The organism is Enterococcus sp. DIV0970a (assembly GCF_051711265.1).
GTDB lineage: Bacteria > Bacillota > Bacilli > Lactobacillales > Enterococcaceae > Enterococcus_D > Enterococcus_D casseliflavus.
This window is the reverse complement of record NZ_JBIOMF010000001.1, coordinates 2,740,356-2,761,595: the sequence shown is the minus strand read 5'-3', so window position 1 is coordinate 2,761,595 and position 21,240 is coordinate 2,740,356. Positions and strand designations below refer to the sequence as shown.

The 21,240-nt window shown below is 43.1% G+C and carries 17 protein-coding genes; 16 read left to right on the top strand and 1 reads right to left on the bottom strand.

Annotated features, from left to right (window positions below):
- The first annotated feature begins 21 nt into the window (after nucleotides 1-21).
- The 4 genes from IGK14_RS13290 (at nucleotide 22) to IGK14_RS13275 (ending at nucleotide 4,852) form a co-directional block, all read left to right on the top strand.
- Nucleotides 22-1,770, top strand: a complete 1,749-nt coding sequence (locus IGK14_RS13290; RefSeq protein WP_010749931.1) for a hypothetical protein — start codon at nucleotides 22-24, stop codon at nucleotides 1,768-1,770.
- A 142-nt stretch (nucleotides 1,771-1,912) separates the two neighbouring features.
- The gene (locus IGK14_RS13285) at nucleotides 1,913-2,569 is read left to right on the top strand and encodes an SGNH/GDSL hydrolase family protein (protein WP_010749930.1); all 657 of its coding nucleotides are present in this window, start codon (nucleotides 1,913-1,915) and stop codon (nucleotides 2,567-2,569) included.
- Nucleotides 2,566-4,032 carry an alpha-L-fucosidase gene (locus IGK14_RS13280; protein WP_005228463.1) on the top strand — a complete coding sequence of 489 codons (1,467 nt, stop codon included), beginning with the start codon at nucleotides 2,566-2,568 and terminating at the stop codon, nucleotides 4,030-4,032. The genes IGK14_RS13285 and IGK14_RS13280 overlap by 4 nt, the downstream gene beginning before the upstream one ends.
- Before the next feature lie 10 nt (nucleotides 4,033-4,042).
- Nucleotides 4,043-4,852 (top strand): alpha/beta hydrolase, encoded by an 810-nt coding sequence (locus tag IGK14_RS13275; protein WP_010749929.1) that lies wholly within the window; start codon nucleotides 4,043-4,045, stop codon nucleotides 4,850-4,852.
- An 82-nt stretch (nucleotides 4,853-4,934) separates the two neighbouring features.
- Here IGK14_RS13275 and IGK14_RS13270 read toward each other — a convergent pair whose 3' ends face one another.
- Complete coding sequence (locus IGK14_RS13270) at nucleotides 4,935-6,152, bottom strand: amidohydrolase family protein (RefSeq protein ID WP_010749928.1); 1,218 nt, start codon at nucleotides 6,150-6,152, stop codon at nucleotides 4,935-4,937.
- A 175-nt stretch (nucleotides 6,153-6,327) separates the two neighbouring features.
- On the opposite strand from IGK14_RS13270, the gene IGK14_RS13265 reads away from it, so the two are divergent.
- The 12 genes from IGK14_RS13265 to IGK14_RS13210 all read left to right on the top strand — a co-directional run bounded on the left by IGK14_RS13265 (nucleotide 6,328) and on the right by IGK14_RS13210 (nucleotide 21,240).
- Nucleotides 6,328-8,478, top strand: coding sequence for a glycoside hydrolase family 65 protein (locus IGK14_RS13265; protein WP_438712411.1), 2,151 nt, complete (start codon nucleotides 6,328-6,330; stop codon nucleotides 8,476-8,478).
- A gap of 164 nt (nucleotides 8,479-8,642) precedes the next feature.
- A complete protein-coding gene (locus IGK14_RS13260; RefSeq protein ID WP_010749925.1) occupies nucleotides 8,643-10,523 on the top strand; it encodes a BglG family transcription antiterminator in 1,881 nt (626 codons plus the stop codon).
- Between the two features lie 3 nt (nucleotides 10,524-10,526).
- Nucleotides 10,527-11,312: a tyrosine-protein phosphatase gene (locus tag IGK14_RS13255; RefSeq protein ID WP_010749924.1), complete on the top strand. Its 786-nt coding sequence runs from the start codon at nucleotides 10,527-10,529 to the stop codon at nucleotides 11,310-11,312.
- 15 nt (nucleotides 11,313-11,327) lie between these two features.
- Complete coding sequence (locus tag IGK14_RS13250) at nucleotides 11,328-12,593, top strand: PTS sugar transporter subunit IIC (RefSeq protein ID WP_010749923.1); 1,266 nt, start codon at nucleotides 11,328-11,330, stop codon at nucleotides 12,591-12,593.
- Nucleotides 12,594-12,621: 28 nt separating this feature from the next.
- A complete protein-coding gene (locus IGK14_RS13245) occupies nucleotides 12,622-12,921 on the top strand; it encodes a PTS sugar transporter subunit IIB (protein WP_010749922.1) in 300 nt (99 codons plus the stop codon).
- Nucleotide 12,922: 1 nt separating this feature from the next.
- Nucleotides 12,923-13,264 carry a PTS lactose/cellobiose transporter subunit IIA gene (locus IGK14_RS13240; protein WP_010749921.1) on the top strand — a complete coding sequence of 114 codons (342 nt, stop codon included), beginning with the start codon at nucleotides 12,923-12,925 and terminating at the stop codon, nucleotides 13,262-13,264.
- Between the two features lie 156 nt (nucleotides 13,265-13,420).
- Nucleotides 13,421-14,761, top strand: a complete 1,341-nt coding sequence (locus IGK14_RS13235; protein ID WP_010749920.1) for a hypothetical protein — start codon at nucleotides 13,421-13,423, stop codon at nucleotides 14,759-14,761.
- 217 nt (nucleotides 14,762-14,978) lie between these two features.
- On the top strand, nucleotides 14,979-16,334 hold the full coding sequence (gene guaD / locus IGK14_RS13230) for a guanine deaminase (protein ID WP_438712408.1): 1,356 nt from the start codon (nucleotides 14,979-14,981) through the stop codon (nucleotides 16,332-16,334).
- A 49-nt stretch (nucleotides 16,335-16,383) separates the two neighbouring features.
- On the top strand, nucleotides 16,384-17,685 hold the full coding sequence (locus tag IGK14_RS13225) for a uracil-xanthine permease family protein (protein WP_051095412.1): 1,302 nt from the start codon (nucleotides 16,384-16,386) through the stop codon (nucleotides 17,683-17,685).
- A 310-nt stretch (nucleotides 17,686-17,995) separates the two neighbouring features.
- Entirely contained in the window at nucleotides 17,996-18,610 is a 615-nt protein-coding gene (locus IGK14_RS13220; protein WP_005228480.1) for a LysM peptidoglycan-binding domain-containing protein, read from the top strand.
- Between the two features lie 289 nt (nucleotides 18,611-18,899).
- A complete protein-coding gene (locus IGK14_RS13215) occupies nucleotides 18,900-19,301 on the top strand; it encodes an MmcQ/YjbR family DNA-binding protein (RefSeq protein ID WP_010749917.1) in 402 nt (133 codons plus the stop codon).
- 229 nt (nucleotides 19,302-19,530) lie between these two features.
- A complete protein-coding gene (locus IGK14_RS13210) occupies nucleotides 19,531-21,240 on the top strand; it encodes an ABC transporter ATP-binding protein (RefSeq protein ID WP_010749916.1) in 1,710 nt (569 codons plus the stop codon).

The window sequence follows — 21,240 nt, the reverse complement described above, 5'->3', positions numbered from 1 at the left end:
TAAAAAGAAAGAGGGAAGAAAATGAAAAAAATGTCCAAATATGTAACAACAGGTTTGTTAGGCATGACATTGCTAGGTAGTTTAGCCGGCTGTGGAGGAGCGGCTGAATCTGAGACAGACGCTGCTTCCAGCGAAAGTGGCTACGATGAAACGATCACGATCGATGTCTATAATGGGCTAGCCAACTATATGGGGATGCAAGAAGGTTGGTTTGCCAAAATCGTGCGGGATAAATTCAATATGGAATTGAACATCATCGCACCAAACGTTGCTGGAAACGGTGATACCCTTTATCAAACGAGAACAGCAGCAGGCGATTTGGGTGATTTGATCATTGTTGATAATGGCCAACAATACAACGAATTGGTTGAAGCAGGTTTGTTGACCGATGCGAGCGAGTATTATGAAACTATGGAAAACGTTCAGCGCTTCGATGCGGCTGTTCAAAATCTAAACAAAGATGCCGATGGGCTGTATGGCTTTCCAACTTCTGTTTCTACCTTAAAAGCCACCGATCCTTCAGAAGGATTAGACCCTACATTTGGTGCTTACGTGCGTTGGGATCTTTATGGGGAGCAAGGATATCCAGAAATCGGTACATTGGAAGACCTGCTTCCTGTGATTCAAAAAATGCAAGAAGACAATCCAACAACAGATTCTGGCAAAAAAGTTTATGGGTTTTCTCTATTCAGCGATTGGGACGGCAACATGATGAATGCAGGCAAACAGCTTGTCACCTACTATGGGTACGATGAATCAGGATTTGTCTTGGCAAAAGCCGATGGATCTGATTATCAAAGCATTCTCGATAGTGACTCTGAATATATTCGTGCACTTAAGTTTTACTTCGAAGCCAATCAAATGGGCTTAGTTGACCCAGAATCAACGACGCAAAATTACGATACACTTTTTGCAAAATTTCAAGAAGGACAAGTGTTATTCTCATGGTGGCCTTGGTTAGGTCAAGCGGCCTTTAATACGACCACGAACTTGACTGAAGGAAAAGGCTTTATGTTGGCACCGATCCAAGACCAAAAAATCTTCTCTTATGGTGCGGAAGTATACGGGGGCAAACAATTTATCGGGATCGGTTCTAATGCCGAAGACCCAGAACGAATCGCAGCCTTCATTGACTGGCTCTACTCATCAGAAGGTGTGTTAGCAAATTCTTCTCAAACAAGCGGCAGTAGTGGTCCAGAAGGGTTGACTTGGGAAATGAAAGACGGCGAGCCTGTCTTAACTGAGTTCGGAAAACAAGCATTGCTAGATGGTGATGGGGATGTGCCAGAAGAATACGGTGGCGGAAGTTACAAAGATGGCGTATCTGCACTCAACGTCAATACGGTATTACCGATCGATGTCAATCCTGATACAGGCTTCCCTTATGCTTATACGATGTGGGAAAGCTACCAAAATGAAACAACCGATCCTGTAAAAGAAGATTGGTCAAAAAATATGGGTGGTGCAGAATCCACCATTGGCTATTTAGAGGAGAACGACCAATTGTTAGTTGCCCCTGGTGCCAGCTATGTAGCGCCAGAAGATAGTTCAGAGATCTCTACGTTGCGTAACCAAGCCAAAGCGACGATCATCGAGTACTCTTGGCGAATGGTTTTTGCCAAAGATGAAGCAGAATTTGATCAATTGCTAAAAGAAATGCAAGAAACAGCAGATGGTCTTGGCTATCAAACCGTTTTGGAATTTGACATGAACAATGCAAAAGATCAAAACGAAAAACGGATAGAAGTAGCGAAAGAATTTGGGGACTAATCAAAAACAAACAAAGAATCGCTCGAGTGATTTGCCAACGGTTCCTTGGCAAAAGTGAGTATACAGCCTTTGGATAAGCAATCACTTAAGAAGATTGATCCAGCACCAGCGGATCAGTCTTCTTTCTTTAAGGAGGAAAACAATGATAGTGGATAAAAAAGATCGTTTGCTTTTTATGGGGGATTCGATCACAGATAGCAATCGAAATTATCAAGCGATACCCGCAGGTTGGTCTTCATGGGGGGACGGCTATGTTCATCTGATCAACGCCTATACCACAGCATTACTCCCGCAAATGGAATTAATGATCGTCAACCGGGGTGTCAGTGGGGATACGGTTGTCGATTTGAAGAAGCGCTGGAAGGATGATGTGTTGGCATTTCATCCAGATTGGGTAACGATCATGATCGGTGTGAATGATGTGTGGCGGCATTTTGATGGAACCTTTGCTCAAACGGAACTAGTGGGGATCGAGAGATTTGAATCAGAGCTGCGTGATTTGATCGAGCAGACCTTGCCAAATGTCAAAGGGATGATTCTTTTGAGCCCGTTTATGGTTGAAGCCAACAAAGAAGATCCATTAAGAAAAATGCTTGCCAATTACCAACAAGTGCTTGCCAAAGTAGCGCAAGAGTATGGTATCCTTTTAGGGGATACGCAGGAAAAGTTTGATGATTTTTTGCTTTATCAATCATCCTATGTCTTAAGCAGTGATCGCGTGCACCCCTCGACTGCAGGACATGTGTTGATTGCAAAAACATGGCTGGAAACAGTCGGTATTTTGGAGGAAAAACAATGATCACAGTAGAAACGATCCAGCAAGTCGCACATCAAGGCCCCTTTTTTCCAAATTGGCAGTCATTGGGCGCTTTTGTTCTACCGGAATGGTTCCGCAAAGCAAAATTTGGGGTCTTCATTCATTGGGGACTGTACAGTGTTCCAGCCTTTCACAATGAATGGTATTCAAGAAATATGTACATCAAAGGCCATCCAGAATACGATCACCATATTGAAACCTATGGTCCACAAAAAAACTTTGGCTACAAAGACTTTATTCCGATGTTTACCGCAGATAAATTTGATGCAAATGAATGGATTCGCTTGATTAAACAAGCCGGTGCCAACTATCTTTTTCCCGTTGCAGAACATCACGACGGGTTTCAGATGTATAAAAGCGAACTGTCTGAATGGAATGCGTCAGTTATGGGGCCGAAAAAAGATATTCTTGGGGAACTAAAAGAAGCAGCAGAGGAGCAAGGCCTGCATTTTTGTACCTCATCTCATCGTGCCGAACATTGGTTTTTTATGGGACACGGTAAGGATTTTGACAGTGATATCAAGGAGCCGTTGGCAAAAGGCGACTTTTACTGGCCAGCGATGCCAGAGCCAGACCATGAAAGTCTCTTTAGCGAGCCATACCCGTCAAAAGAATTTTTAGATGATTGGCTGCTTAGAACCTGTGAACTCGTCGACAACTATCAACCAGAGCTGCTGTATTTTGATTGGTGGATCCAACATGAAGCCTTCAAGGAGCATTTGCAACTTTTCGCTGCTTACTATTACAATCGTGGGGCTGAATGGGGCAAACAAGTTGGTATTTGCTACAAGCACGATGCCATGATGTTTGGTAGCGGTATCGTGGAGATTGAACGGGGGAAATTTGCCGAACCACAACCTTTTTACTGGCAAACAGACACAGCAATCGCTCGTAATTCATGGTGCTATACCACGACATTGGATTATAAAACAACACGTGAGATTTTACAGGATTTGATCGAAGTCGTCAGTAAAAACGGCAATCTCCTTTTGAATATCGGGCCGAAAGGGGATGGTTCGATCCCAGAAAAAGATCAAGCGATCTTAAAAGAAATCGGTGCGTGGCTGGATGTAAATGGTGAAGCCATTTATGAAGCGAAACCATGGCGCAAAGCAGGGGAAGGGCCCACGACCGTAGTTTCGGGCCAATTTCAAGAAGCACAGGCGACGACATACACGAGCCAGGATTTCCGCTTTACGGTTCAGGGGGATTCGTTGTATGCGATTGGCATGGCAAGTCCTGAGAATGGACACGCAAGGATCCAAGCACTGGCACAATCCAAAGACCAAAATTTGCCAGAATTTCACGGCATCATCAAAACCGTCACGATTCTAGGATACGAAGAACAGCCTGTTGATTGGCAAGTGACCGATGAAGGCTTGCAACTAACTTTTGAACCAATTGAAACCGACCAACCAATTGTCTATAAAATTACAATGAAATGAGGCGCAACCCGTGATACATGAAAAAAGATCTGCACTTTTACCAGAAAGCCAAGCAAGTTTAACTACCTATGTCATCGAAAATTCTCCTGAAATGGAACCAGATCGTGTCCGACCAGCGGTCATCATCTGTCCTGGCGGCGGCTATGAAATGTTGTCGGATCGAGAAGCGGAACCTATCGCCATCAAAATGATGAGCTTTGGTTTCCAAGCCTTTGTGTTGCATTATAGTATCAAACCGGCTGTCTATCCGTTAGCCTTAAAGGAATTGGCTGCTGCCGTTCGTCTTGTCCGCACCAATCATGACACCTGGCACGTCGATCCTGAAAAAATCATCGTTGCTGGTTTTTCAGCTGGTGGCCATTTAGCTGCTAACTTGGGTGTGTCTTGGCAGCAACCTTTTCTAGCAGAGGCTTTACAAGGAGCCAATGAAGAATGGCGGCCTAACGGGTTACTGTTGAGCTACCCGGTATTATCTAGTGGAGAACTTGGGCATCAAGATTCCTTCCGTTCATTATTAGCAGATCGCTACGAAACAGAAAAAGCCGCCTTGTCTTTAGAGACTTTAGTCAATGAACAGACACCACCAACGTTTCTTTGGCATACGTTAGAAGATGGATTAGTCTTGGCGGAAAACAGCCTCCTTTTTGCCGAACAGCTGCGCAAATTTAATATACCTTATGAGCTACACATTTTCCCTCGGGGCGGTCACGGGTTAAGTTTAGGAACGCCAGAAACCGCCAACAGCGATCAACACGGGATCGAAGCGTCGGTTGTCCGTTGGCCAGAATTATTTGCTGATTGGGTAAAATGGAATTTTTGAGAAACGTTTAATGATCGAAAGAAACAAGCCATTGTCTGCTGAGTTCAGACAATGGCTTTTCTTTTCGTTGTTATCAGATAGTTTATTCAGCTGAAAAGACAACCGTTCCTTGATAAAAACTTTTGCTGACGAAGCCTTTGCGGGCGACAAATTCTGCCGTACAAGCAGCTGGTGTCAGCAAGAAATCAGCCGAATCACCAACCTTAGGCCATTGCTGCGCACCGTTTTTATCTAATGGCACTTTGCCATCAGTAACCAGACCTAGGGCTTGCGTCAAGTCTTCCTGACTTTTGACAGCAAAAATCTCTAAATAGCGCGCCAGCTTTTCTTGTAAAGAACCGTCGCCAAGAGAAGACCAAGAATCATAGACATTGTCGCAACCGATATGAACAGCCACGCCATAACTTTGCAATTCCTTCAGCGGCGGGATCGTTCCTAGGCTGATGGGAATACTTGAAATGATGTGGATCTCTAAGTCTGCTAAGGCTTGAAAGATTTCTTTGCGTTCTTCTCCCTCAAAGTCATTTAGACCAAAGGCGTGACTGATCGCCACTTTTCCTTGCATATTGAATTCCTTTGTCAAACGAATCATTTCTTTAACGGTCGCTCTGCCAGCTTCTTGCCGATCATGAAGATGGAGGTCAATACCGACATGCCCTTTTTGAGCAAGTTCAAAAGTTGTCCGTAAGGAAGTTTTATAATCTTGATCGAGTGTATAAGGATCAACACCGCCAATATAAGAAGCTTTGCCCGTTGCTAAGGCTTCTTCAATCAAAGAAGCTGCATTTGAGCGCAATAAGCCATGTTGTGGGAATAAGACCAACTCCGAGCCAAAAGGTTGTTCGGCGACTAATTCAGTGATCGCATCAAAATAACGCAGCTGAGTCATTGGTTCAATATCGATATGTGAGCGGAACATCACCGCACCGTGAGGTAGTTCTAAATCAATCAGCGCTTGTCCGCGTTCTTTGATCGATAACGGTAAGGCATCTAATTGGGGAATCTCAGTTTCAAATCGTTCCACCAAGCTAGCTGCTGGCGTTACTGGACGCCAAGGAGTACCTAATTTACTTTTGTCCAAATGACAATGTTTTTCGATCAATCCTGGCAACAATAACTGATTTTCCCCATCAATGATCGTCGCTCCGCTTGCTGCCTGCCATTCGGACATCGGCACGATCTCCGCTATTTTTCCATCATTGATCCCGATTGCTGTATTTTCTGTTTTGGTTCCATAAGACCAGTCGCCTTCTTTTAAATAACTCGTCTCAAGTTGTACATTTGTAAGCCATAAATCCAAGAAATCGCCTTCTTTCGTGTTTGCTTCATGGTATCATACATTCGCTGCTCGGCTCTAAAGAGATGCTTGTGGCAAAAGGACTAAGAGCTGAGCCTTGCAATCATTGGCTAGAAGTGTAGGATAGAAACTAAGTGAAGATAACGAGGAATAAACCAAAAGACTTGGAGGATAAAGGATGAAGAAAAACGACTTTCTATTGACAGCTGATGAGCTGTCCCATCAGAAAATGGAGTATCTAGAAACATTGTTCGCTTTAGGAAATGGGCAAATCGGCGTCCGTGCAGGGCATCCTTTGAAGGTCAATCAACTGTATCCAGGAAATCCTGGGGCGTTTGTCAACGGCTTTTTTGACAGCGAGCCGATTCAGTATGGCGAATGGGCTTATGGGTATGCAAAAGAACATCAAACGATTTGCAAATTGCCAAACTTGCGTGGAGTTATTTTGAAAATCGGCGAGGAGGATTCTTCGGTTGAGGAATGGCAAGTCGAACGAACGCAAATGAGTCTTGCATTAGCTGACGGGATTCTGACGGAAAGTTATCGGATCACTACTCCGACCGGAAAGTCTTTTGAGTTGGGGTTAACTTCGTTTGCGTCAATGACGCGTAGTGAACTCTATGTTTGCCGCTATGAAGTGATAACAGCCGATTTTTCAGAACCGATCGAACTATCCCACACATTAAATCAGCAATTCTCTGTCAATAAAACAGATGATCCTCGAGTTGCCAGTAAGAATCATCAATTGGAAAAAGAACAAATGGGCGCATACCAAGTATGGACAGCACCAAATAGTCAAAAGCAAATCGCTATTCGGCTGCATCAAGAAAAGCAGTATTTGACAGTTGGAGAACCGTCAACTTCGATTTTTCAGGTCAAATTGCTGCAAAGGTCTGGTGAGACACCATTTGAGCAGAAAGTCGCCGAGTTTTCTGTCTTATCAAAAGAACAAGCGGATTACTATCGATCTTTCTGGCAAGCCAGCGATATACAAATCGTGGGGGATGACTATTTGCAAAAAGGGATCCGTTTCAATTTGTTTCATTTGAACCAAGGTGCAGGGCGTGATGGGAAAACGAATTTCGCCGCAAAAGGGCTGACGGGTGAAGGATATGAAGGACATTATTTTTGGGATACAGAAATGTATCTACTGCCTTTCTTCATTTATACGAACCCCGAGATAGCCAAAAGCTTACTTTCCTATCGTGCAAGTATTTTGCCGCAAGCCAAAAAACGAGCAAAAGAATTGAATCAAGCTGGGGCATTGTTTGCTTGGCGTACGATTGACGGTAATGAAACGAGTGCCTATTATCCAGCAGGTACAGCACAACTGCATATCAATGCCGATATCGTTTATGGTTTTCAATTATATGAACGTATCACGGGTGATCAACCCTTTATTGAAGAAATTGGTAAAGAAGTCGTTTTTGAAACAGCGAAATTCTGGTTTCATTATGGCACGTTTGTTGTAAAAGAAGGACAAGAGCGGTTTTGTATTCATGGAGTGACAGGACCAGACGAATACAGCGCTTTGGTAAACAACAATTTTTATACAAACAAAATGGTACAAAATAACTTACGCTATGCGGTCGAATTGGCCAAACGATACCATGTCTATCAAGAATTGATTGCCGATTGGGAAAAAGCAGCTGACTTGATGTACTTCGGTTACGATGAAGAGCGGCAGCTAACGAAACAAGATGATTCCTTCTTAGATCAAGCGCTGTGGCCATTTGAGGAAACACCTGCTGAGAATTATCCGCTTCTGCTTCACTATCATCCAATGATCATTTATAAGTATCAAGTATGCAAGCAAGCAGATACTGTTTTAGCAGAGATGCTGTTTACCCATGAATTTTCAGCAGATCAATTAACAAGAGACTATGACTATTACGAGCAGGTGACGACCCATGACTCCTCGTTGTCTCGTTCCATCTTTAGTGTGATGGCTAGCCGAATCGGCGACACTGAAAAAGCGTATCGCTACTTCATGGATACCGCACTGATGGATCTCAATGATTTGCAAAAGAATGTTGTAGACGGTGTTCATGCTGCCAATATGGGCGGCAGCTGGTTGAGTTTGATTTATGGTTTTGCTGGTCTGACCTATGATCGCGGACTTCACTTGGCGAATCATTTGCCACAGAAAATCGAATCACTGACATTTACGATCACTTATCAGCAAGAAGCAATCAGAGTGAAGCTTCAAGGGGGAGAAATCGAATGCCGGTTGCTGCCTGACAGCAAGTTGCGTATTGTCAAAGAGGGGCATGGACTTTGGATTCAGCAACACACCACGACTATCGATGCCTATCCACAAGAAGACTGATCAATCGGATAGAACCAGAACCGCCGCAAGGATTTTCGCCTGCGGCGGTTTTTTTTGACTCGTTCCATAAATCTTCTTGTAGAAATTTCCCTTAATGAAAGGGAAGATATACCTATGGAGGTTGCTTGAGTTTGACTCTAAACTAGTAAGCGAGGGAGAGAGAGATGGAAAAATTAAGCCTATTGTTGTTAAGAACACTTTCGAAGCATGACGGTTTTATGACGAGTAAAGCGGCTGCTGCCGAGTTGGGTGTTAGCAGGAAAACCGTTCGCCGTTATGCAGAAGAAATCAACCAGCATCAAGAACGATACGGTTGTATGATCCAAGCGAAAAAAGGGAGTGGGTTGTATTTACAAATAACGAACGAAGAAGCTTTTCAGCGAAGGAAAGAACAAGCGTCACACAATGACGACTTTGTTTCTAGAATTATTGAATTCTTTATTCAAGAAGAAACGTATATTAAGTCCGAAATGCTTTGCGAACGCTTATTCATTTCTCAGAGTAAGCTATCTCAAGAATTGAAAAAGCTGCGACGTATACTAAGCCATTACCAGCTCTCCATTCAAACGAAGCCGTATTACGGAATGAAACTTAGCGGCAGCGAATTTGACTTGAGACGGTTTATGGCTAGTAATTATTTGCAAAGAACCCATATCAAGCAGTTAGAAGAGGGCACAATCAGCGAAGATACACCGTCGCTTCTTCATCAGCAGATAAAAGCGATCGTTTCGTCGGAGTTTTCGCAAAAAGCCTACCCCATGTCGGAGGCTATTTTGAACAATCTGGTGAATCATTTAGCGATCGCTGTCTTACGCATGCAAAGCGGCCGCTACTTGGATCGAAATCTGCCAATCAGCGGCAGGACCAATGATGAACAGACGTTACTAGGAGAGCGAATCATAGCCAGAATTGAAAAAGAATGTGCTGTACACTTTACCGAATACGAGCGAAATTATGTTTTAGGGCAAATCGTTGGTAAACGAGTAGTCCCTAGAAATGAAAAGATGACTGTTTCAGATGAAGCAGCAGAATTGGTCAGCAAAATTTTAAAAGCGATCAAGGAAAGCCGCCAAATCGATTTCAGCAAAGACTTGGATCTGCAAACGATGTTGATGTTGCACTTTGCTCCGCTGATCGATCGGATCGAATTGGGGATCGAGCTGAAAAATCCTTTGTTGAATGAGGTGAAGGTACACTGTAATGTCGCTTATGATTTAGCCATCATTGCCGGTCAAGTCATTGCAAAGCAATTTGAAAAGACCATCAGTGATCATGAACTCAGCTATTTGGCGATGCACTTTGATGTGGCTTTAAATAAGAAAAATTCGCAAACACAGCGCAAGTATATTTTAGTGGTCAATGACCTAGGCCGAGCGGCCAATACCTTCCTTAAAGAGAAATTTGAGTTTTATTTTCGCAATTATATCAAGAAAGTCACGGTATGCAATCAATATGAATTTTTGCAAATGATCGAAGAGCAGGAGTTCGATTTCATCTTTTCTTCGATTCCGCTTCCTTACGAAGGAACGATTCCTGTTATGAATGTTGATTATTTTATGCAACCGGATATGATCAAAAAGATCGAAACCGCATTGGCCGCTGTCTTCACAGAAGAAGTGCTTTTGAACTACTTTAAGGAATCATTATTCATCTGTGAACAAGAATTTGAAACAAAAGAAGCGGTATTGCATTTTTTATGCCAACAAATCAAAGAACAGTATTCAATGCCTGAGAATTTTGAAACATTAGTTTTTGAACGAGAAGCCTTTTTTGGAACCGATTTCTTACCGTCGGTCGCTTTCCCTCATCCCAATGCACTGATTGGTTCAGAAACGGTGATTGCTGTTGCAAACTTGAAAAAGCCAGTGTTCTGGTACAAACAGTCGGTTCGTCTCGTTTTCTTATTAGTGATTGCTGAACAAGATCACTTAAAAGTGAAACCGCTGAATGATCATTTGATCAAACAATGTTCTTCGTTGGATAAAGTTAACAAACTAGCTGCAACAACGGACTTTATGTCGTTCATTAATTATTTAAAGGAGTAGTATATGACAAATGAAAAAGTAACCTTAGAAGGTGCATATAATTTTCGCGATTTTGGCGGCTGTCGGACCAAAGAGGGAAAATATGTGGTGACTGGAAAACTATACCGCTCAGACGAATTGAGCAAATTGACAGAAGCCGATCAGAAAAAATTAGCAGCTCTGGGAATCGAGAAAATTATTGACTACCGTAATGCCCAAGAAAGAGTAGACAATGAAGACAAACCCATTGGGAATGCTCAGGTGCTTTATTTGACACCGATTGCTGATATTGCTGCTTTAGCTTCTTCAGAAGAAGGGGAGCCAATGGCGCTTTCTGCAGAAGAAATCACCGCCGAAGTTGCAAAAGAATTGATGATTCGGCAAAATCATGAATTTGTTGAAAACAGTCAATGCAAGACCGTTTTTAAAGAAGTATTGGACATTCATTTGGAAGCTGAAGGTGCAGTGGTTCAGCACTGCCGTGGTGGCAAAGACCGCACCGGTTATGGGGTTGCCCTGATTCAGTTACTGTTGGGTGTCAGTTATGAAGAGGTCATGGAAGATTATCTGCTGACCAACGAGTACAAAAGAGAGAAAAATACCAAGAGTCTCAAGCAGATACAAGAAGAAACGAACAACCCCGATTTTGTGGCAGCAATGCGATACTTCAAAGAAGCTGATCGGTGTTTTTTACAAACCGCTTTGGATTTGATTGAGGCTCATGGGGGGATTGAAACGTATGTAAAAGAAGAACTGGGTTTTTCACAGCAGAAAATCCAGCTGCTTAAAGATAAATACTTGCGGGATTAAGTGAAGGAGGACCTTATGAATACACTGAAAGATAAAATACTAGCTGCAGCCGTTCAAGTACAAAACAATATTTATATGAAAGCCATTGCCAATGCAATGATGGGCTTAATGCCCGTCATGATGATCAGTTCCATTGCTTCCTTGATCAATGCGATCGACATTGGGGCAACGCAACAGATAATGGAACAAATTGGTTTGAAAGCATTATTAACACAAGTCAACGCGATGACGATCGATGTCGTTTCCGTTTATGTCGCCTTTCTAGTTGGCTATAAATTAGCCGAACATTTAAATGCGGATCAACTAAATGCCGGTATCATGAGTTTGGTCTCATTTTTGATCTTGAGTCCGATTTCGACTTTAGAAGAAACTCGTACGATGGAGTTGTCGACCCTTGGCTCCGGTGGGATGTTTGTCGCCATGTTTGGTGGATTGTTGGGTGCCAGAATTTACATTTTATGTGTACAGAAGAATCTGATGATCAAAATGCCGGATTCGGTACCGCCGATCGTCAACAAATCCTTTGCAGCGATCGTGCCAGCAATTATTGTTTCAGCCATTATGGGCATCATCTACGTGGGCATGGCGGCAACCCCTTATGGCACGCTGACAGATATGATCTATACTTGGGTACAAGCTCCACTGACCTTGCTAGGAGCGAATATTCTTGCCTGCATGATCATTGTGGCTTTTATCGAATTTCTTTGGTTCTTTGGCATTCACGGAGTGTTGGCTGTTTATCCGATCTTGATGCTGGTCTTTTACCAACCAGGACTTGATAATCTGGCGGCGTACAGTGCCGGTCAAGCATTACCACATTTGTTTACGATTGGTTTTATTTTGAACAATCGCGGGGCTCGTTCATTTGCAGTCGCTTTACTGGCTATTTTTGGCTGCAAATCAGAGCAACTAAAAGCTGTTGGTAAAATTGGTTTGATCCCTTCCATGTTTGGTATTTCTGAGCCAATCAAATTTGGGATTCCTCAGGTGATGAATATCAGAATGCTGCTTCCCTTGATGTTAACACCGGCTGTTTCCGTGTTGTCAGCATATCTCTTAACAATTGTGGGCTTTTTGCCTTATCACAATGGAGTCAATATCCCAACTGGATTTCCGATTATTTTCGGTGGCTTCTTAGTGAATGGCTGGCAAGGAATCATTGCACAATTGATTCAATTTGTCTTATGTGTCCTCATCTATATCCCTTTTATGCGTCTGCAAGACAAAGCAGCACTAGCTGAAGAAAAGAATCTGCAAACCCAAGCGACAGTCGTTGAGTAACAAATAACGAGAAAATGGAGGAACAATGATGAAAAAAATAGTATTAGTTTGCGCTGGCGGCATGTCTACTGGTGTCTTAGTAAATAATATGAAAAAAGCAGCGCAAGAAAAAGGAGAAACGGTGGCGATCGATGCGTTCTCCATTGAATCAGTAACGACTGCAGCAAAAGATGCTGATTGCGTACTGTTAGGACCGCAAGTTTCATACCGATTAAATGAAGTTCAAGGTTTAGTTGCTTGTCCAGCAGCCAGTATCGACATGCGCACCTATGGCATGATGGATGGAAAAAAAGCATTGGAACAAGCACTTGAACTAATAGGAGAGTAGAATGGAAGAAAAAGAACAAATTTGTTTTCAGATTATTTCGCAAGCGGGTATGGCAAGAAGTTGCTTTTTTGAAAGTATTCAAAAAGGAAGAGAAGCCCAGAATCTGGCTGCACTGCAAGCAATCGAAAAAGGAAAAGAACATTATCATGAAGCCCATTTGGCACATCGGAAGTTAGTTCAACAAGAAGCCCAAGGGGAAAAAGTCTGGATGTCCTTACTATTAAGTCATGCGGAAGATCTTTTGATGAGCGCAGACATCATGAGTGAGCTTGCAAAAGAGTTTCAAGGGTTGTATGAAGAAATTCAGGCAATTAAGCAAACGATTCAGTCTACTGGCTCCTAACCGAAAATCGCAATAAGAAAAAGAAACGAAGTGTCAGTCCTTTGACAAAACACTTGGTTTCTTTTTGCTTAAATTTGGTACGCACGTTGACAGGATTGCTTGAAGGTGTAGGATAGAAGAAAGATGGAACCTTAAATCAAACCAAGGAGTCGGACGATGAAAGCTTTCAAATCCCATACCGCACTTTTGATCATCAGCAATACGATCACGATCATCCCGTATCTTTATTTTTTATCTTTGAGCAAAGAGCAGTCGCTAAGTGCAGCATTAGCCTTTGCGCTCTTTTATACCTTTCGCATGACAGGGGTCTTTTTCTTACAGACGCTTACGGCGCTTTTTGCACCATCGCTGTTAGCAGCAAGTGTCTTGATCGGCGGCGCCGGCGCATTGGTGGGTATCTTGAGCACTTGGTGGAGCGTGGCACTCTTGCCAGCTGCTGGTTTGTTGGGGATCAGTGCTTCTTGGCTGCCCCCAGCTGATCTGATGGTACGCCAAAAAGCCAAGCTCACTGAACAGCCGCTGAAAAATGATTGGAAGGAGGCGCTGTTCTTTCTTTTCGTTTTACTGTTTGCCTTACGGTTGCCTGATGACCTTCAAGGCGTTGGCCTATTTGGCAGTTATTTTGCACTCTTTGTGCTGGCAGGTAAGAGTAGTCAAACCTTCAACAACCTCCCAAAAAGACCGTTGATGCAGCGCAACCAGTTATTCAACAAGCAGTTTTTGTTGTATTTCTTTTTCTTTCTCTTACTGTTTGGCTTGCGATCAGCAAGGCTGATCAAGTCGAATGCCCTGTTTGAATGGGCGATTACTGGCTTCTTGTTTCTCTTTGCTTTGCTGCTGATCACTTTAACGAAACGCAGCCGCTTGTGGAAACAGCCACTTCATCTAAATGTGCTCACCTTCATTCGTGGGGTGATCGGAAACTTTCTTTTTCTTTTCGGCTCGGTGTATGTTACCGGTCGACTTGGAGCACAAGCGTTAAGCACGCACGTTTACTTACCATATGCACTGGGCCTTTTTGGCGCGATGTTTCTCGGAGGAAAACTCGCTCATCGTTTAGAAAAACAGCTGGTACCAACATATTTACTTGGGCTGATGGCAGGTGTTCTTCTGTTCAGCAGCGACACACTGATTCCAATAAGTTTATTCGTCATTAGCTTCTTTAATGCGGGATTGAATCAATGGCTTACGAAACAGTATTTGGCGGCAAAACCCGAAGCAATCGAGCAGCAGAGTTTAGCCAAGTATGCCACACAAAGCAAAGGGAGTCTGGTACATCAATTTCTTTTGATGACACTCCTGTTTGTCATTCTTCGTTTTGAACATCAGCCGCTGGCTTTCTTGTTTCAGCTATCAGGAACGACGGCAACGAATCAGACCTCAAGGATCCAAAGCTTTTTAGAGCCAGCAAAATGGGGCTCGATTGCAGGAGTACTCTGTTTGCTAGTAGGTGGACTGGTGGTATTTTATCGGCAACTAAAGAAAACAAAAGTATAAGCGTCGTTAACTGACACTGTCTTATTTCTAGACGGTGTCTTTTTTTGAAATCGCATAAAAACCGAACGTTCAGCGTTTTATCTTCCTTTATGATAGTGAATTTTATTGCACTATTTTCGAATAGCGTTAAAATAAGAACATCGTGTTAGTGAAAAAGGAACATTAAACGAACGGCTTTTTCCTGACAATGTCTTAGAGAACGGGGGAAATCAAACAAATGGCAACCATTCGCTATTTTAAAGGAGATGTTTTCCATACGCCAAGTGATGGAAAATTGGAGTATATAGAAGAAGCTTTGATTCAAGTCGATGACGCAGGGATCATCACGAAAGTCACTGCCAAAACAGATCAAGGGTATGAGGCAGAGCTGGCAAAAGCATCAGAGAATCTTCAGGCTTTATCTGAAGGCCAGTGCTTTTTACCAGGGTTTGTCGATCTGCATGTCCATGCACCGCAATGGCCGCAAGCAGGGATCGCGTTAGATGAACCGTTAAATGTCTGGTTAGATGAATGCACGTTTCCGCTGGAGGCAAAATATGCCGATCCAGCATTTGCCAAAGCTGTCTATCAGGATTTGGTGGCACAGTTGTTGGCAAGAGGAACGACAACGGTTCTTTATTTTGCAACGATCCATCTAGAAGCGAGTCTTCAATTGGCGAAGACTTGTGCCGCTCTTGGTCAACGGGGATTAGTCGGAAAAGTCGTTATGGACGATCCTCAAGCCAATCCTGCTTTTTATCGGGATGCGTCAACAGAAGAGGCATTAGCGGATACAGAACGTTTTATTCAAGAAGTACAAGCAATCGCAAAGACCGCACCTCAAGGCGTTTATCCTGTGGTCACTCCGCGATTTGTCCCCAGCTGTAACGATGAAGGCTTGGCAGGGTTAGGCGCATTGGCTCAAAAATATGATGTCCATGTTCAGACCCACTGCAGTGAAGGGCAATGGGAACATGACTTTGTCCAAGAACGATTTGGCAAAACGGATACCGAAGTGCTGCAAGATTTTGGCTTGTTGCGTGAAAAAGCAGTGATGGCTCATGGCAATTTCATCAGCCCAGCTGACGGCGCCCGTTTTGTCGAAACCGGCGCCGCAGTTGCGCACTGTCCCATTTCAAATGCCTACTTTGCCAATGGCGTGATCCCAATCAAGCGCTTGAAAGAACAAGGGGTCACGATTGGTTTAGGAACGGATATCTCCGGCGGTTTTTCACCGAGTTTGTATGACAACATCAAACAAGCTGTGATGTCTTCGAGAATGTTAGAAGATGGCGTGGATGTCACGCTTCCTCAAAACACACGAGGAGTAGCTGATTCTCGTATATCCGTGATCGATGCGTTCTCATTGGCGACAAAAGGCGGCGGTGAGGCACTGAGATTACCAGTAGGTGTCATCAAAGAAGGGTATGCGTTTGATGTGCAAGTGATCGATACGCGACAAAAAGAAAATCCTTTGCCTGACTTCGGTGTGTTTACTTCACCCGAAGCAAGATTACAAAAAATCCTGTACTTAGCAACGATGCAAAATATTCGCCAAGTCTGGGTCCAAGGAAAAAAAGTACACGAAAAATGAGGAGAATGAGACAGTGGAATCAACGAAAAACAAACATTTAACGATCGGAATGAACGAAGACATTCCCTTTGGTCAAGCAGTACTTTTAGGATTACAGCATGTGTTGGCAATGGACGTGTATGTGCCGCCATTTATTATCGCAACCGCGGTGGCGATGTCCTCTTCAGACGCATCAGGTTTGATCCAATCGACCTTTTTAGGAGCAGGGATCGCTTCTTTGATCCAAGTCCTCTTTTTCTTGAAATTACCCGTATGTCAAGGACCATCCTTTGTGCCCGTTGGAGCGATCATCGGTATTTATTTTGGTGCCAACGGCATGGACACGGTGTTAGGTGCCAGCATTGTTGGTGCCGCAGCAGTCATTTTACTAGGCTTTACTGGCATCTATAAGTATATCGTTCGTCATTTTATTCCTACGATCGTCAGTGGGACGATCATCATGATCGTTGGTTTGACGCTGCTGCCAACGGCATTTACTAGCAATATCTATCCTGCCACTGAAACACTAAGTGCCAATCAAAACATGTTGCTAGCTGCGATTACTGCGGCGATTTTGATCTTGTTTTCCATGTTAGGCGATTATTTTCCAGGAATGGGAAAATACTTCCGAATCAGTTCGGTCATTATTGCTTTGGTTATCGGTACCGTGATTGCTTCCTTTATGGGAGGCGTTGATTTTCAGTCGGTGGCGGACGCTTCTTTCTTTAGTCTGCCAAAACTGGTATTTCTAAACTATGGCCTGCATTTTGATGTTTCAGCGATCTTAACGATGCTAGTGATCTATATGGTTCTCCTAGCAGAAACAACAGGAACTTGGTACGCGGTCAGTTCTGTGACAGAAGAACCTGTTACGGATGAACAGATCAATAAAGGCGTGATCGGTGAAGGGTTAGGCTGCTTGGTTGCCGCCTTAGTTGGAACGACACCTGTAACTGGTTATTCTACCAATGCAGGGATCATTTCGATCACAGGGGTTGCTAGTAAAAAAGTCTTTGTGATGGCGTCCGTCTGGTTTATCCTATTGTCCTTCATGGGAAAACTTTCAGCCTTGATTCACGCAGTACCTTCTGCTGTCATCGGCGGCGTGTTCGCGGTCGTCTGCGTCATTATTTTGTTGAGCGGCTTTCGGGTCATTAAGAATGAAGAGTTTTCCGAGCGGGAGTTGTATATTATCGGGGTACCGTTGATTATTGCCATCGGCTTGTTGTTTATGCCAGCAGAAATCAAAGAATCCGCGCCTCAATTCTTACAATATTTATTAGATTCACCGATTGCTTTAAGCGCTATTGCGGCGATCGTCATGAATAAATTGATCCCAGTGAAGAAAAAATTGAAAGTAAATGAGGAATGAGACCTTGTCTCGTTCCTTCTTTTGTTACAATCCTGTGTAAAAAGAGGGGTTTTTGTAATATAGGAAAGGTTTTCTAAGGTTAACTGGTTTACCTGAAAACAAAATAACTGTAATGTTAAAAATTACAGCAGAGCAAAGCTTGATATGATAGGATTCTCAAATTCTTACGAAACGTAAGGCAACTGTCGTTTTCGTAATCATCTGTAATGAATTCTTTACCTATGAAATATTCTTCGATGTTAGACTTGTTTATGCGCTTGAGTCATCTCAAATGACGCAAAATGAGTTTCAAAGAAGGAGATTTAATTATATGAAGTCTTTAAAAACTGTTTTACTTAGTACAGCTGTCCTTGCCGGTTTCGGCCTTTTCTTAGGTGGGAAAGACGCCTTTGCAGACGAACAATACACTGTTCAATCTGGTGATACATTATCAACAATCGCTACTAACTTTTATGGTTATAGCTCTGATGATACGATCAATGCGATCGTTGAAGCAAACGAGATTGCTGATAAAAACTTGATTTTTGTTGGGGAAGCATTGATCATCCCTACAGATGGCACTGCAACTTATACAGAATCTGCAAGCACGACTGCTGCAGCAAGTGTACAACAACCAAGTGAACCAGCAGCTTCACAATCAAGCAACACACAATCTGCTGCAAGCACACAAAGCAGCTCAAGCTACAGCTCTTCAGCTAGCGGCTCAGAAGCTTCAGCAAAAGAATGGATCGCAAACAAAGAATCTGGTGGTTCTTACACAGCGACAAACGGACAATACTATGGCCGTTACCAATTAACCAACTCTTACTTAAATGGTGACTATTCAGCTGCTAACCAAGAAAAGGTTGCCGATGAATATGTTGCATCACGTTATGGTTCTTGGTCTGCTGCCAAAGCATTCTGGGAAGCAAATGGTTGGTACTAAGATTCTCAAATGAATCTTGTCCGTGACATCTAGTAATCAATTGCCCTTATTGGCGAGTACAACTTACTCGCTGATGAGGGCTTTTTTGTGTCTTCTGAGAAAGGTGAATGAATGTAACGCTGCTTTCAGCTGCATGTAACATCATTATCAGTCGATATGCCACTGATAAAAAATCCCTTTTTCCACGACAACCATGTATAATAGTAGGAAATAGAGCAGCAAGCGATTCAATCTGTCAAAATTGAGACAGAAAATGGCGAATTTGATAGCAGAAAGTGGGGGAAACACAATGAGTACATCGATTGAAGAAAAAATTGCACAAAAAATGCAGCGATTTCAAGCATTTGGGGAAGGCTTGCCGGGAGCCAAAGTCTATTATCGCGAAGATTGGGATGCAATCTACTTTGATTTAGTAGGAAAGCAGTTTGGAATCATGAGTCCACAACCAGAAGAAACAGCGTTTTTGACTTTGAAAAATCTGCCCGAGGTCAACGAAACGCTGCGAGAGCAATTTCCTGACGTCATCATTCCAGGGTATTATGCCAATAAGACCCATTGGAATACCATCAAGTTGGCATCTGATGCCTTGATGGAAGAAAACATCGAACAAATGATTTTGGTTTCCTACGATTTAGTCAAACAAAAACTGACAAAAAAACAAAAAAGTGAGCTGGAAAACAGCGAATCGTAAGTCAAAGATTTAGCGACAAAAAATAATCAAACCAGTATCGAGGATCATCATAATCCCTTTACTATTCGTTATTTTCGACAACATTTATGCAATATTTTCAAAGAGCTTTCATGAAAGCTCTTTTTGTTTTATTTGTTCGCTTGTTTCCCGTCGGGATCCATGGTAAATTGTTGTGCAACCGAAATTTTTTGGCAGTCTTTTCTGCTAAACAAAAAGGAGTGGTACGTATATGGATCTGGTCTTACGCCATGTCAAAAAGTACAAAGCGGCAACCGGCATTGCCTTATTATCGGTCATTTTAATGGTCGTTGCTGCATTATGGCAGCCGAAGCTCTTGCAGCAAGTGCTAGAATCAATTATTACCGAAAACAATGATGAAATGAAAAAAATTGGTATGCAGCTGATTGGGCTAGCATTGCTAGGCCTTGTTGCAGGGATTATCAACACGATTTTTTCTGCGAAAGTGGCGCAAGGCGTTAGTGCCGATATTCGGGAAGAGATGTTTCGGAAAATCCAGACATTCTCATTTGGTAATATCGAAACCTTCTCGGCAGGAAACCTAGTGGTGCGCTTGACCAATGACATCACTCAAATTCAAAACTTAGTGATGATCTCGCTGCAATCGTTGTTTCGCATCCCGTTCTTATTTATCGGTGCCTTCATTTTGGCGATGACAACCATGCCGCAACTTTGGTGGATCATCGTCTTACTAATTATCGCTGTCTTAGTGATTACGGCACTCTCCTTTACACGGATGGGCAAACACTTTATGATCATCCAGAACTTGATCGACAAAATCAATGGGATTGCCAAAGAAAATTTGATGGGGATTCGTGTGGTGAAATCTTTTGTTCAAGAAGAAAACCAGCTACAAGGCTTTTCCAAAGTCAGTGAAACGTTAACGAAGCATAATATTATCGTAGGAACCTTGTTCTCTGTAATGATCCCCTCCTTTATGCTGGCAGCCAACTTAGCCGTCGTTGGCGCGATCTTCTTTGTCAGTGATCTAGCGAAAGATGATCCAACCTTGATTGGGGGAATTGCCTCATTCATGAATTATTTGATGCAAATTATGATGGCGATCATTATCGGCGGCATGATGATGATGATGACATCGCGGGCTGCAGTTTCGCTTAAACGGATCAAAGAGATTCTAGATACCGAACCGGATCTGCAATACCAAGATGTCCCAGAACAAGAGTTGTCTGGAAGTGTCGCTTTTGAAAACGTCAGCTTCCGTTACCCTGGGGATGAAAAAAATGCCCTAACGGCTATCAGTTTTACCATCAAACCTGGTGAAATGATTGGGATCGTAGGGGCGACTGGTGCCGGCAAATCAACACTGGCGCAGCTGATTCCTCGTTTGTTTGACCCAACGGAAGGTGTCGTGCGAGTTGGCGGCGTTGACTTGAAAGAAGTCAATGAACAAAGCTTGCGTAAAACGGTCGCTTTTGTCTTGCAAAAAGCGATCCTCTTTTCAGGAACGATTGCCCAAAACTTGCGGCAAGGGAAAAAAGACGCCTCAGAATCTGAGATGTCTCGCGCAACGGAAATCGCCCAAGCCAGTGAATTTATTCAAAAATTGACCGCTGGGTTTGAAGCGCCGGTCTCCGAGCGCAGCAGCAATTTTTCTGGAGGGCAAAAGCAACGCTTATCGATTTCTCGAGGAGTGATCGGTGAACCGAAAATTTTGATTTTGGATGATAGTACGAGTGCATTAGATGCTCGTTCGGAAAAATTGGTTCGCGAAGCGTTTGAAAAACAATTAAAAGACACGACAACGATCATCATCGCGCAAAAGATTGCCTCTGTTGTGAAAGCCGACCGCATCTTCGTTTTAGATAATGGACGTCTGGTTGGTGAAGGAAGCCATGAATTTTTAGCCAATAACAATGCCATCTATCAAGAAATCTTCGCAACACAGAAAGGAGAGGAGTAA